The sequence below is a fragment of the Fimbriimonas sp. LA-C6 genome (assembly GCF_055398105.1).
The window spans coordinates 1,830,949-1,844,146 of record NZ_AP038796.1 but is presented as its reverse complement, the minus strand read 5'-3'; the positions used below and the strand labels follow the sequence as shown (position 1 = coordinate 1,844,146).

General features: G+C 54.1%; 11 protein-coding genes. 5 read left to right on the top strand and 6 right to left on the bottom strand.

Annotated features, from left to right (window positions below):
• Positions 1-2: 2 nt before the first annotated feature.
• Genes ACZ51B_RS08580 through ACZ51B_RS08570 form a run of 3 tightly spaced genes read left to right on the top strand, consistent with a single transcriptional unit; the run spans position 3 to position 2,720 of the window.
• On the top strand, positions 3-479 hold the full coding sequence (locus ACZ51B_RS08580; RefSeq protein ID WP_464296827.1) for a hypothetical protein: 477 nt from the start codon (positions 3-5) through the stop codon (positions 477-479).
• A gap of 1 nt (position 480) precedes the next feature.
• Complete coding sequence (locus tag ACZ51B_RS08575; RefSeq protein ID WP_464296826.1) at positions 481-1,962, top strand: hypothetical protein; 1,482 nt, start codon at positions 481-483, stop codon at positions 1,960-1,962.
• Positions 1,959-2,720, top strand: coding sequence for a hypothetical protein (locus tag ACZ51B_RS08570; RefSeq protein ID WP_464296825.1), 762 nt, complete (start codon positions 1,959-1,961; stop codon positions 2,718-2,720). The genes ACZ51B_RS08575 and ACZ51B_RS08570 overlap by 4 nt, the downstream gene beginning before the upstream one ends.
• A 3-nt stretch (positions 2,721-2,723) precedes the next feature.
• Here the strand turns inward: ACZ51B_RS08570 and ACZ51B_RS08565 are convergent, their stop codons facing one another.
• Positions 2,724-3,461, bottom strand: a complete 738-nt coding sequence (locus ACZ51B_RS08565) for an SDR family oxidoreductase (RefSeq protein WP_464296824.1) — start codon at positions 3,459-3,461, stop codon at positions 2,724-2,726.
• 150 nt (positions 3,462-3,611) lie between these two features.
• On the opposite strand from ACZ51B_RS08565, the gene ACZ51B_RS08560 reads away from it, so the two are divergent.
• A complete protein-coding gene (locus ACZ51B_RS08560) occupies positions 3,612-4,532 on the top strand; it encodes an AraC family transcriptional regulator (protein WP_464296823.1) in 921 nt (306 codons plus the stop codon).
• Here the strand turns inward: ACZ51B_RS08560 and abc-f are convergent.
• Together abc-f and ACZ51B_RS08550 are read right to left on the bottom strand one after the other, a co-directional pair.
• Positions 4,495-5,982, bottom strand: coding sequence for a ribosomal protection-like ABC-F family protein (abc-f, locus tag ACZ51B_RS08555; RefSeq protein ID WP_464296822.1), 1,488 nt, complete (start codon positions 5,980-5,982; stop codon positions 4,495-4,497). The genes ACZ51B_RS08560 and abc-f overlap by 38 nt on opposite strands.
• Before the next feature lie 139 nt (positions 5,983-6,121).
• Entirely contained in the window at positions 6,122-6,310 is a 189-nt protein-coding gene (locus ACZ51B_RS08550) for a hypothetical protein (RefSeq protein WP_464296821.1), read from the bottom strand.
• Between the two features lie 116 nt (positions 6,311-6,426).
• On the opposite strand from ACZ51B_RS08550, the gene ACZ51B_RS08545 reads away from it, so the two are divergent.
• Positions 6,427-8,511 carry a hypothetical protein gene (locus tag ACZ51B_RS08545; protein WP_464296820.1) on the top strand — a complete coding sequence of 695 codons (2,085 nt, stop codon included), beginning with the start codon at positions 6,427-6,429 and terminating at the stop codon, positions 8,509-8,511.
• Between the two features lie 5 nt (positions 8,512-8,516).
• On the opposite strand, the gene ACZ51B_RS08540 is transcribed toward ACZ51B_RS08545, so the two are convergent.
• From ACZ51B_RS08540 to ACZ51B_RS08530, 3 genes are all read right to left on the bottom strand, one after another.
• Positions 8,517-10,115 carry a peptide chain release factor 3 gene (locus ACZ51B_RS08540; protein ID WP_464296819.1) on the bottom strand — a complete coding sequence of 533 codons (1,599 nt, stop codon included), beginning with the start codon at positions 10,113-10,115 and terminating at the stop codon, positions 8,517-8,519.
• A gap of 212 nt (positions 10,116-10,327) precedes the next feature.
• Positions 10,328-11,503 (bottom strand): GntR family transcriptional regulator, encoded by a 1,176-nt coding sequence (locus tag ACZ51B_RS08535; protein WP_464296818.1) that lies wholly within the window; start codon positions 11,501-11,503, stop codon positions 10,328-10,330.
• A gap of 191 nt (positions 11,504-11,694) precedes the next feature.
• Positions 11,695-13,116, bottom strand: coding sequence for a glycoside hydrolase family 125 protein (locus ACZ51B_RS08530; RefSeq protein WP_464296817.1), 1,422 nt, complete (start codon positions 13,114-13,116; stop codon positions 11,695-11,697).
• Between the last annotated feature and the right edge of the window lie 82 nt (positions 13,117-13,198).

Below are 13,198 nucleotides of genomic sequence, written 5' to 3'. Positions count from 1 at the left end.
CTATGCAGACTTACAAGATTTTATCGACCGCTCTTCTTTCGCTGACTGCTTTTGCTGCCTATGCGAGTGTTTCTAAGTTGCATGAGGGGGACTGTCCTTTCTGCAAGCTGCCTCTGGTTCAGAACACGGAGAAGCAGGACAACGAGGTGGTGGTGAAGTTTGGGAACAAGAAGATTGAGTATCGCTGCATCACCTGCGTTTTTCTGGATCAGAAGCGATTTGATGGCGACTTGGTGGTTTATGCTCCCAGCGAGAAGGTTGGAGAGCCGATTGTGTTGAAGCGCACGGCTGGGAAGTGGGTTGTGCCTGAGGGGACGGTGTTTCTGAGTGCCTTTAAGAAGCACAAGAATTGCGCCAGCCTCTCGCGGACGTTCCGCACGAAGAAGGCTCTGGGTGAATATGCGAAGCTGAACGGTGCGCCTGATGCCAAGGCTATGACGGTGCAAGAGCTCCAGGATGCTCTTGCCAAGAAGGACTAGCATGCTACTCGTGCTTGCGATGGCCGTGCTTGGTGTCGCGCAGAATCGGTTGGAATCGCTGCCTGCGAATCTGCCGACTTGGATGAATAACAAGAACTCGGACAGTTTGTACTTCAAGTCTGCGAACTACAACTACAAGGTGTATCGGATTCCCAAGTTGGCGTACGACCTCAACGCGGTGGCGGTTGGGCATGCGATGGCCTATGAGGATCTGATTACGGGCAAGGCTGCTGGGTTGGAGACCAAGACTTTCGATCGGATTGATTGGGTTTTGAAGCATCCGCCTAAGTTGATGCCGGATGAGAGTGCGGTGTCGCCTACGTTTGTGCGGTCGTTTGGGTATTTGGAGAAGGTGTTTGATTGGGCCCATACGCTTCATGCACAGACCATTGATGTGTTGGCTGACCCGAAGATGACGGACGTTCAGAAGGATGCGGAGGTGGAGCGGCTGTGGAAGTTTTACAAGCAGTCCGCGCCGTTTACGGTGACGGGATTGCCGATGAACATGGAGTACCTGTGGAGCACTCCCTACAGCCAGACGTTTCGGAAGAAGTATCCAAAGGTGAATGGTCTGTTTTGGGGTTACCACTGGTTGCAGACGGCTATGTACGATATGTTGTATCGCACTCCAGGCTCGACTCACTTGGCTCAGTATGAGGTGATTGGGAAGCGGTACCACGATTCGGAACTTTATAAGACCGACAGGGATTTTATGCCGATGATGGCGGAGACGAGTCCGCGCTTTTCAAAGCGGTTTCCTGAGATTGCTAACTCGTTTGATAACCTTCACATGCTTCACGACATCGTGAATGACGTGCTGGCTAGCTCAGGGTTGAGCGCTAAGCAGAAGGAGGAGCAGATTCAGTTGGCTATCTACAAGGTGCTTACCTCGACTCATGAGGGAGAGAAGCCAGGAGCGGGTGCGGTGGTGTCGCTTCACGATCATCGCCATCCGGATGGGATGCCTGGGATGGGGATGATGAAGGGGAGTGACACCCAGAGCATGTTTATGTCTGGCATGGGCTGGATGAGCATGACGGAGTGTGCGCACTGTTCGATCTCGATGCCGAAGCACGATCCTTGGGGTGCTACGGTGAGTGCGGAAGGCTGGACCATGCAGGTTCGGTGTTTGATGTGTGCGCGCGACATGGCCTCAGAGACTGTGGGGCGGGCGATTATTCGAGCCTCTACAGAGGATCCAACTCGGAACCTTGTGCTGATCTCCAACGACAAGGGTGAGTGGACATCGAGCATGCCAGAAGCGGTTTTCTTGGAAGTGCCAGGTGAGCATCCTGAGTGTTCGGGGTGGTCTCGAGCGTTTACTTCTCGGGCTGCTTTTGCCGCGTATGTAGCGCAGAATCCGGAGTATAAGGGGGCGAAGCCTCTTGCTCTTGCGGAGTGGTCCACTCGAAATTTGGGTAAGCCTGCCACTTATCAGAAGATCAAGAAGCCGAACCCCTATCGGTCAGGGGATGACGAATGAAGGTGCGAACTGGTCTCCTGGGTTTGATGTTCGCAGCTGCGGTTCCGGTTTTCGCGACGGACCACAATAACCTTGATTCGGGCAGGCCGTTGCGGTTTGATGATGCGTATAGCATTGCGTACCGAGAACGGGATATTGAGTTTGGTTTTGGGCTTGGGTTTCCGTCTCATCGGTCGGCGTTGTACGACGCGAAGGTGGAGTACAAGTACGGTTTTGCGCCGAATCGAGACATAGGAGTCGCGTTTGAGCCTTCCATTGGGGGAGGAGATTCGCGGTTCAATGCCAACAACGTCGGCTTGAGCTATTTCCAGCAGATCCAGCGGGAAATTGGAAACGGACCGGCGCTTGCTTACCGAGTGGATGTGTTCTTGCCCACGGGGTTGGATTCGCGCGGAGTGGATGGTCGGTTGCGTGGGATCGTTACAAAGACCGTGGCGCAGTATGACAAGCTGCATCTGAACTTTGATGTGAACCTTGTTTCCAAACCTTATGACTCTGAACGGAAGAGTAGCTTGGGTGTAATATTGGGTTATAGCAAGCCCATTGGGTACCCGCGGGATTTCAATACGACGTTCGTGGCCGAGTTTGCGATGGAGCAGAGTCGGCTCAAGGGAGAGGGCTGGACTGGAACGGCTGGTGTTGGGATTCGGCGGCAGATCGGCGTGAGGTCTGTGGTCGATTTCGGCGTCGAGAGTGACCTATCAGGCCCCTCTCGAACGCCGTTTCGGTTGGTTGCGGGTTATTCGATCGCGTTCTGAACTTTAGATCGGGCTGGCTGTAGGGCGTACGATGATCTCGTTGATGTCTACGTCCGCAGGCTGCTCGATGGCATAGGCGATGGCTTTTGCAATCGCATTTGCGGGAATGGCGATCTTGCGGAAGCCTTCGAGAGCCGCGATGGAAGCGGGGTCTGTGATGGTGTTTGGCAACTCCGTCTCCGTGATACCTGGAGAGATGACCGTGACTCGGATGTCGGAGCCGACTTCTTGTCGCAGTCCCTCTGAGATAGCCATGACGGCGTATTTGGTAGCACAGTAGACTGCTGCGTTAAAGAAGACCAGATGCCCGCCGATGGAGGAGATGTTGATAAAGTGTCCAGATCCTTGCTCTTTCAGCAATGGCAAGCCGGCGGCGATGCCGTGTAGCACTCCTCGGATGTTTACGTCGATCATGTGGTTCCACTCGTCAATCTTCAGTGCTTCGAGTGGTGAGAGTGGCATGACTCCGGCGTTGTTGATGATGACATCGACCTTTCCAAACTTAAGCTTGGCGAAGGCAACGAACTCTTGAACGTTTTCAAGGTTCGTGACGTCGAGTGCTCGATATTCTGCAGAGCCGCCAGCTTCGGTGATCTCTGTGGTGATCGTTTCGAGTCGATCGGTGCGTCTTGCACCTAGGACGACGTTTGCTCCTTTGAGCGCTAGGTAGCGGGCGGTTGCTTCTCCGATTCCGCTGCTTGCTCCTGTGATGAGGACTACTTTTCCTTCGATATTTGACATTTCAGTTCTCTTCTTGCCAAGTTATTGGCGACACTAAAAGTTTGCACTGAGTGTATGAATTGTCGATTGCTTGAATCTCTCAAGTTCTTGCCTAATCCTGCAATTGCGCTCAAAGTGGAAGGAGTTGTGTCGTAATAGATGAGGGTGAGCATGGAATCAGAGATTCGACGGCAGCAGGCGGAGTTGGCGGACTTGATTGATCGTAAGGTGCTCCATGATGGGGTGGTATCCACCGAGATCACGGGGATTTCGCTGGTGCGGGTTTCAGAAGTCACCGACTGGTACCGGGGTGTGCACGAACCAGCGCTTTGTATCACCGCCCAGGGCAAGAAACGAGTGACCCTTGCCGAGGAGACGTTTGTGTACGGGCCGGATGACTGTCTTGTGGTTTCGGCTGACTTGCCGATAGCGGGTGGCGTTTTGGAGGCGACACCGAGCCGTCCCTATCTTTGCATCAGGGTGGATTTGGATCCTGCTCAACTTGCTTCGATCATGGTTGAGGCTAAGTTGGGGATGCCTGATAACCGTGCACCGAGTACTGGGTTTGCGTTGTGTGCAGTCACCAGCGAGGTGCTGGATGCTGCCATCCGGCTTGTTAAGCTGTTGGAATCTCCACGTGATACTGAGGTGCTGGCTCCGATGGTTGTTCGGGAGTTGCTGTACCGATTGCTTATTCTGGAAAGCAGTGGGAGGCTGAGGGAGATTGCGCTCTCTCAGCATCGGCTTCAGTCAGTTAATTTGGCGATTCGTTGGCTTAAGATTCACTTTGCTGCGCCGTTTCATATTGAAACCCTTGCTCGTGAGGCTTGTATGAGCGTGTCTGCTCTACACCATCATTTCAAGACTGTGACGGGCCTGAGCCCGCTTCAATATCAGAAGCAGTTACGGCTTCAGGAGGCTCGACGGTTGATGCTTGGGCATGCGTTGGATGCAGCGTCGGCGAGCTTTCAGGTGGGTTATGTGAGTCCTTCTCAGTTCAGTCGCGAGTACAGTCGGCACTTTGGGGCGCCGCCGACTCGCGACATTGCTCGGCTTAGAGAGTCAACGTTCGATCCGCAGTACGCCGGATAAAGGTTTGATCGTGCGAAGTGAATAGGACGCATCCTGGGAAGTGGGTGAGGGCTTCTTCGAGAGCTTCCATTGAATCTACATCCAGGTGATTGGTTGGTTCATCGAGGAGGAGCACATTCACTGGTGTCATGAGGATGCTTACGAGTTCTACCTTGGTGCGTTCTCCTACTGAGAGCGCCTTCATTGGCTTGTGCGAAGCGTCGCCCCTTAATCTGAGTCGAGCCAGTAAGTTGCGGACAAATTGGGTCTGGGCGTCTCCCACTGGGTAGAGCGCGTCTAGAACGGTTTTGTCCAACGGCAAGCTTGCTCGATCTTGAGAGAGAAAGCCTGGGACTGCATCGGGGGACCATGTGATCTCGCCCGAGTCAGGGCGTTCTTCGCCGAGGAGCAATTTGAATAGCGTTGTCTTGCCGCATCCGTTGGGGCCGATGATGGCGATTCTTTCGCCTTTTTCTAAGGTTAGGTTGAGATTGCCAAACAGTTGCTTGGCTCCGAATGATTTGCTTAGGCTCCGAATGGTGAGGGCATCGGAGTGCCGTAAGGGGCGTGCGTTAAATTTAATGGCGACTGAGTCTGGCTCGAATGGCTTTTCGACTCGCTTCTCTAGAGCTTGTTCCGCACGCACTCTGATTGCTTTGGCTCGGCGATCGAGCTTGGCTTCCTTGCCTGCGTAGAACGCTTTTGCTTTTGGATCGTAGGTTCGGGATGTTGGTTTTCGCGTCATGCGCGTAGCCTTTTGGAGGGTCTTCTCTGCGGCATTTTTGAGCCTTTGTTCTTCCGTGAGTTGTCGTTGATACTGTTCGGTTTGGCGTAGTTCTCGCTGCGTCTTTGTGTGTTGCATCTCGTCGAATCCGCCGGTGTACTCCGTGATGTTTCCCTGGGCGAGTTCGAGAACGCGATCGGCAACTTGGTTGACTACCTCACGGTCGTGGCAGACCATCAGCACCGTGAGTCGGCTTGACTTGAGGAACTGAACGAGCCAGGTCTTCGCCTCTATGTCTAGGTGGTTTGTTGGCTCGTCTAAGAGGAGCACGGCTGGTTCGGTGACGAGAAGCCGGGCGAGGGCTGCGCGTACTCGTTCACCGAGGCTGAGGGAGGTGTAGTTCTGGTCGAGTTGGCTTAGGTGGATGCCCAGTTTGGCGCAGGCTTTGGCGACTGCGGCTTCTTGGGCAGGGTCCGGGTGCTCGCATAGGAATGCGCGAAGGCTTCCGGTGAAATGGAAGTCAATATCCTGTGGGAGATATCCAATTCGGGCACCTTTTTCTAGGACGACTCGACCCGTGTTCGGCTGAGTGACGCCGGCCAAGATCTCCATGAGCTTGGTTTTGCCAGTGCCGTTCTTGCCGACGAGAGCGACGCACTCACCCCAATCGAGGGTGAAGCTGATATTCGTGAAAAGGTCGCCGACAAGGGGCGAAGGTTCGTAAGAAAGGCTGAAAGCCTGAAGCATGAAAAACTCCTAATACGCAGGGTCTTGGGCCGCTGGATAAGATGCGGTCAGAACGAGGAACGTATGGTTTTAGGAGTTGATTTTCATGAGAGGCTGCGCGAGCAGCCGTTAAAACGATACCCATTGTTTGCGTCAAGTTCTAGGACTTGCGACCTTGTTCGAATGTGACGCACTGGCGGATGCCTTCGTCGTAGGAGGTCCTGTTGAGGCCGCCTAGTAGAGATTCCAATCGAGTGTCCTCGAGGATGATTGGATCTTTGATGAGGTATCGCATCTCTACGATTTCTTTCAGAATTGGATTGAAGAGGTCAATGTATCTGATCTTCAAATGAGTTTCATGTTGATGGCGTAGGATGTTTGGTACGATTTGGTCGTTTTTGAGAGGAGTCTATGTTTCTTGCACCGTTGGTCCTGTTTTGTGTGACGCATTTTTCTGATAAGAAGGTGAGCGTTGTACTGCCTGCCGCGCCCTGCTCGCGGTTACTTCCTGATCTGGGGAAGGCGGTCGGTGTCTCTTTGGAAGCTGATGCGTCGGTGAAGGATGATGTTGTGTTCGTCTCGGTCAAGGATGTTGCTGCTGACGAGTTGATGAAGCGGCTTGCGGAGACTCTGAATGCGGAATGGAAGAGCGAGGGGGGCGTTCAGCGCCTGTTCCGGAGCAGTGAGCGCAACGCGGCCGAGGATGAGCGCGAGTATGTGGACCATGCCGAACTGTGCCAGAAGTTCTTTACGCGCATTAGGGACGAGGTGGAGAAGCGGCCGCCTTATAGTGACGACGTTGCTGAAAAGCCGTTCCGCACCATTCTCAAGGCGGTCGAGGAGTCGAAGACAAGTTCCGACTCTGAGATGTCTAAGTCCTTGCAGAAGGAGGTGAGCAGCATGAAAAAGAGCCTTCCTGGGTACCGGGCTCTGCAGGACTTCGTTTTGACGTTGAAGCCTCTGGATCTTGTGAAGCTTAAGGGGCAAAAACGATATGTGTATTCCACCTCTCCTACTGCTGCACAGATCGCATTGAATCCTGACCAGACAGCCGTTGCGAAGCACTTCATCAAAGACGAGAGCACTTTTCGTAAGACTTACACGCGCATGTCCCAGGAGTCTCCTGTGCTCAAGGGATTTGGGGCGACCTTTCCTGAGGTCGACTTACAGGCTTGGGAAACGAGTCCTCCTAAGGTGAGTTTCTCGGTGGTGCGGTTTGGGTCGCTCCTTACTTTTCGAGTGGCTCTGTTTCAGCCAAACGGAGACACAGCGGACAGCATGTCGTTCGACTTCGACTGGGTAACAGGAGAATTTCGGGGCGATGATGACTCGGCGGATGGTGGAGGTTCGAAGACAGGCGGCGACACGAATAAGGTGAAGGATCCCCCTTCTGTGAAAGAGGAGAAGTTGAAGCTCTCTGATGAGTGGAAGTTCCTTTCGCCCGATGGCTGGGTTAAGCCGCCGAGCAGTGTTGCCGAGAAGTTGATGGACCCGGTTAAGTATGAACCGCTGTCCCTGTTGGTCTCACCGCTTCTTGAGCAGGTTGCTTCGATCCGAAAATTGAATGTTGTGGCTTACCTGCCCGATGATGCAGCTTACGTGATGCCGATGGACGAGGGAGGGCAGATGTATGGTCCCACGGAGTATTTGCAGCAGTTCGATTCGATCGATGTATCGGAGAAGGGAAACTGGCTGATCATTCAGCCAGACCAGCCATGGTCGGCTCGAGATGAGAGAATTGATCGAGCTGCGCTGAAGGAGTATCTGGCCAAGGTGCAGACCGGGATGCCGCTTTCCGTGGACGATACGGTGGCTTTTACTAAGAAGTTTGAGAACTCTTGGGGGACTTTGCTTCAGCAGCAAAAATTGCATCTGACGGGGTACGCAGCACCCAGGTGGTCTGAGACTGAAGACTGGGCTTTGGTGTATGGGGCGATGACTGAGGAGCAACGGACGAAGGCGCTTTCCAAAGAAGGCTTTCGGTTAAGCGAAGGCTCTGAGGACCTGAAAAACCGTTTGAATGAACTACTGTATCTTGACACCACGCATCTGCACAAGTTATCCAAGGACGATTTGCAGCCGGTGGTTAACATGCCGTTTTTCAGTCAGGATTACTTAAAAAGACTTCCTTCCGAAGTGGTGCCAAATGGCGTGACTTCAGACTCGGTGCTTCGCCTCTATAAGAATAGTTTTGATGTTGTTTTCACTTGCCGCGGAGACGACATCACCCAGACGGATCTTGTTGGGGACGACGGGTGGGAGGTTGCTTCGGAGATCCACGCGGTGAGTAATGGCGGGAAAGAAGAGAAAACGGATTCTGACGATCCACGGAAATCGAAATTCGTGGTGGGGACTCGTGAGGTCATCTACTTTGTGGTGCGGTATGGCGATAAGGCCGAACAGTGGGGCACGCTTGTGACCTACCACATTGATGGAAAGAGCGCGGTTCCGTATAGTGGCTTGCCTGCTGATTTCCGCCAACGCGTGGACCGTGAGCTTGCGAGGCTGAATAAAAGTGGAGCTGCCGATGACGACGGCAGCTCTGAGTAGGCTTCTTAGAGTTCGGACGGGAGTTCGTGGAATGTGATCTTGGGGTTATTGCTTTGCAGGTATCCCAAGGTCCATTGGCTTGAAATGAGCAGGACCGGTCTTCCTTGGTTGTCTTCAATGAGGCGTGCGTTGGTTCCCCAGTATGCCTCTCGGATAGCTTGCTCATCGCCGCCGAGCCATCGGATGATATCGAACGGCACAGGTTCGAGGGCGGTTTTGACCGCGTACTCGCTTTGAAGTCGGTATTGGACGACTTCAAATTGGAGCTTACCGACAGCACCAAGGATCGGTTCGCGTCGTTGGTGGCGGCGGTCCCAGAACAGTTCGACAAGTCCTTCCTCGCAGAGCTGGGTGATGCCTTTTTCGAAGTGCTTTAAGCGACCAATGTCTTTGTTTTGGATGACAACGAAGACTTCGGGGGCGAACATGGGGACTTCGCTGAACTCGTACTTGCCAGTGGAGCAGAGCGTGTCACCGAGTTGGAAGGCACCTGGATTCGTGAGTCCTACGATGTCGCCTGGATAGGCTTCTTCTACGGTTTCCCGATCTTGGCCGAACAGTCGTTGCGGTCGGGTGAGACGAATCGTCTTGCCGGAGCGAGTGTTGAGTACCTGCATGTCCTTTTCGAACTTCCCGCTGACGAGGCGCATGAATGCGATTCGGTCTCGGTGGTTCGGGTCCATGTTGGCTTGAATCTTGAAGACAAAGCCGCTGAAGAAGTCGTCTGCTGGGGTTACAGTTCCGGTTTGTGTTTTGCGTAGCGCTGGTTCGGGCGCTCGCTGGATCATTTGGTCTAGGAACAGCTGAACACCGAAGTTGGTGATGGCCGAGCCGAAGAATACGGGCGTTAGCTCACCTTGGTCTACGAGGTCTTGGCTGTACTCTTCGCCCGCGATCTCGATGAGCTCGATCTCGTCGTGTAGGGTTTTGATCTCTTCGGCCGACAGGTGCTTGTTGATGTCTGGCGAATCGAGTGGGAGGGCGATGACGGGTGCGCGCTCTGAGCCGTGGGCGACCCTTTGGAAGAGGTGTACGTTGCCTGTTTCGCGGTCGTAGACGCCTTTGAAGAGATCACCCTGACCGATGGGCCAGTTCATGGGGACGCTCTTGATGCCGAGGGTCTCTTCGACTTCTGTGAGCAGTGCGAGAGGTCCTTTGCCTGGGTGGTCTAGCTTGTTGACGAAGGTAAAGATGGGGATGCCGCGTTTTCGGCAGACGGCAAACAGCTTTTTGGTTTGCGTTTCTACGCCTTTGGCGTTATCGATCAACATGACCGCGCTGTCGGCTGCGGTGAGGGTTCGATAGGTGTCTGCGCTGAAGTCGTCGTGACCGGGGGTGTCCAGGAGGTTTAGGACCAAACCGCTGTACTCGAACTGGAGAACGGTGGAGGTGACGGAGATGCCACGTTGTTTCTCGAGTTCCATCCAGTCGGAGGTGGATTTACGCTGGTTTTTTCTCGCTGTGACGGCGCCTGCAAGCTGGATGGCACCTCCGTACAGAAGGAGCTTTTCCGTGAGGGTCGTCTTACCGGCGTCGGGGTGAGAGATGATGGCAAACGTGCGTCGTCGTTTCGCCTGCTGGAGTACGTTGTCTGCGGTTAACATGCTTGGGTGTAAGTTGCGTGACGCCGTGCTGTGAGAAAAGATCGAGCGCTAGCCTTGTCTTTAAGGGTACCCGTTTGGTGAATTTTAGGAAAATTGAGGATCGAATTGCTTCGATCCTCTAGCCATGTGTTTTCGCTTTTTTCAGCTTATCGCTCGGTTTAGCAAAATCGCTCCGAGTCTGGTTTTGCCGCGCGGATTAGGCGAGCAAATCGTTATTGTGCTTTGAGTAGTTCGCCTTGTAGCTGCCTCAGGGTGTCGTGACGGCGTGGAGCGGCAGTGGTTCCGCGTAGGACCAAGGGGGCTTCTACGAGCACGTGTTGGACCGCTTCGGTTTTTGGAGAGGCGATCCGGTTGAGAAGGCGCTCGGTGGCGAGTCGTCCGATGAGATCAAAGTTCTGACAGACAGTGGTGAGGTGTCCGCCTGAGGGAAGCCAGCGGAGGTTCCAGTCGAAGCCGACCAGGGACATCTCTTCTGGGATTTTGATTCCGAGGTTTCGGATGGCGTCGTCGAGGAATAGCGCGATCTGGTCGTTTACGGCAAAGATGGCGGTCGGTGGGTTTTCTTTCTTGAGAAGATCGACGACGGTCATGTCCGCATCTTCTCTCGCGGTCTGTCCGTAAGCGAGTGGGAGGTTGACGATGTAGTCGGGCCGGAAGTCGATTCCGGCGTCTTGGAGGGCGGATCGATAGCCGTCGATGCGGTCGTGAACGCTTGAGGCCGGGTCGTTGTTCAGGACCATTGCGATCCTGCGATGGCCCATCTCGATGAGATGCTTGACCGCTGTCTTTGCGGCTCGGCGGTGGTTGGTCGCGACTAGGTCGGCTTCAATGGGTTCGGGGGCTTCGCGGTCGATGAAGACCACGGGGATCCCGGCGTTCATGAGCTGCTGGTAGGCGAAGTGGAAGTCGTCTCCTCCGGTGTGCCAGACGATAGCCCCTGCGGTGGAGTGGTTCTCAATGAGGGATCTCAGGAATCCTGCTTCGTAGCGTGGGGCGTTGAGCCATTCCTGTGTGCTGCTACATCCGATGAGTGTTTGATAACCGGCTACTCCTAGTGATGTTCGGATGCTCTGAAGGATGGTGGCGGCACCTGGGTCTTCGAGACTTGGATGGAGCCAAACTCCGATCATATCCTTGCCTGGTCGGGACCGCCATGGGTTTTTAGTGTCTAGCTTGCGAACCGTGGGGCGGCAGTTGGGTTGGCGCTCGATGATGCCCTGGAGTTCGAGTTGTTTGATGGCATCTTGCACGACGGCCCTGCTTACTCCGAACTCGGTGGCGAGTTGTCTTTCGCTTGGGAGTCTTTGGCCTGGACCATACTGAGCCGTTTGAATCTGCTCTTTGATCAGTTGAACGATGGATTCGTAGGTTCTCGGCTTTGTTTTCACGGTGTAGAGTCCACGTTGCCCGATAGAGTTTGGAGTAACTTTGGGCAGATTATTCCTTGAGTATGGACCAATTTGGAGGATTTGCCAAATTAGAAATGCAGAATATTTGCATTTGGTCTACTCCAAATGCACTTCTGGTAATCCTTGCAGGAGTCTTTGGCTCATGTCTAGATGAGCCAAAGACGGTCGATTTATAGAGGGTTAGCTAGGATCGTTGGATGTTTGTCGAGAGTGTGCAAGACGAACTCACCGAAGAGGGTGTTGGCCCATGCGAACCAGGTGCGGGTGAAGTTCTTGGGATCGTTCATGTGGAAGGCTTCGTGCATGAAGCCCGTGCCTGCGTGCGTTTCTTTGAGGATTCGAAGGCTATCTCGAATCTCGTCGGTTGAAGTGCTGGTGAGGCCAAACATGGTGAAGCTCATGGGCCAAACATAGTCTGGACCTACGTGTCCGCCCACGCCCTTGTATTTTCCTTCAAAGAACTGGGAGTTTTGTTTGCTCCACACGAACTTGCGGGTGGCTTGGTAGGTCGGGTCGGTCACTGGGCAGGATCCGAGGTAGGGCATGGAGAGGAGGTTCGGTACGTTGGCGTCGTCCATGAACGAGACATGGCCCAGCCCGTCGATTTCGTAAGCGTAGATGGTCCCCGCTGTTGGGTGGGGTTGCTTGGCGTGCTTTTTGAGTGCGGCTGAGACTTCATTCGCCAGTTCCTTTGCTTCTTTGGCGAGCGCGGGTTGGTGACAGATCTTGTCCAACATGGTGGCGAGTTGGTTGAGTGCTGCTACCGCGAAGAAGTTTGAGGGGATGAGGAACTGCCATTCGGTTTCGTCATCGGAGGGGCGGAAGCGTGAGCAGATGAGGCCGATGGGCTTGACTGGGTTGCCATAGATCTCGGGCGAATCCATGGTTGGTTTGCTGCCATCGCGTTTGAAGTAGTACGGTCCGTGATCGTGTTTTCGCTGCTGCTCTTTGAACGTTCGGACGATGGTCTTCATAGCCTCTACCCATTCGGAGTCGAAGGGTGAAGTGTCGCCGGTGGCCTTCCAGTAGCCATGTGAGAGCCGGATGACGTAGCAAAGGGAGTCGACTTCCCACTTGTGTTCGTGGACGCCTGGCTTCATGACGGTGAAGTCGGTTTTCCAGTTGCTTTCCTTGCTTGTGTCTGGGAAGAACGCGTTGGCATATGGGTCCAGAAGGACGCACCTTGCCTGGCGTCGGATTACGCCTTCCAGGAGGAGTTGGAGTTTAGGGTCTTTTTTGGCGAGCGGTAGGTATGGCCAGACCTGGGCGGAGGAGTCTCGGAGCCACATGGCGTCGATGTCGCCGGTGATCACGAAGGTGTCGGGCTTGCCGTTGATCTCTTGGTAGTGGACGGTGGTGTCGAGAGTGTTAGGGAAACAGTTTGCGAATAGCCATGCGAGTTCGGGATCGGCGATGCGCTTTTGTGCACGAATGATGGCGTCTTCTACTGCCGGAGACGTGAACTTGCGGTCTGCCAGTGCGGGGCGTTTTGACGGGAAGCTCTGGAATTTTCCGGCATATGCCAAAAGTGGAGCTACTTGAAGTCCTACTCCGGTTACGACGCCCGTTTTGATGAAGTCTCGCCTAGTCATTTCGGTCGCGATTCTACTCGTTTGCGGAGCGACATGGTCTGGACTGGGCCAGAAATTGTCTGGTCCAGTCCAGATTATGTCG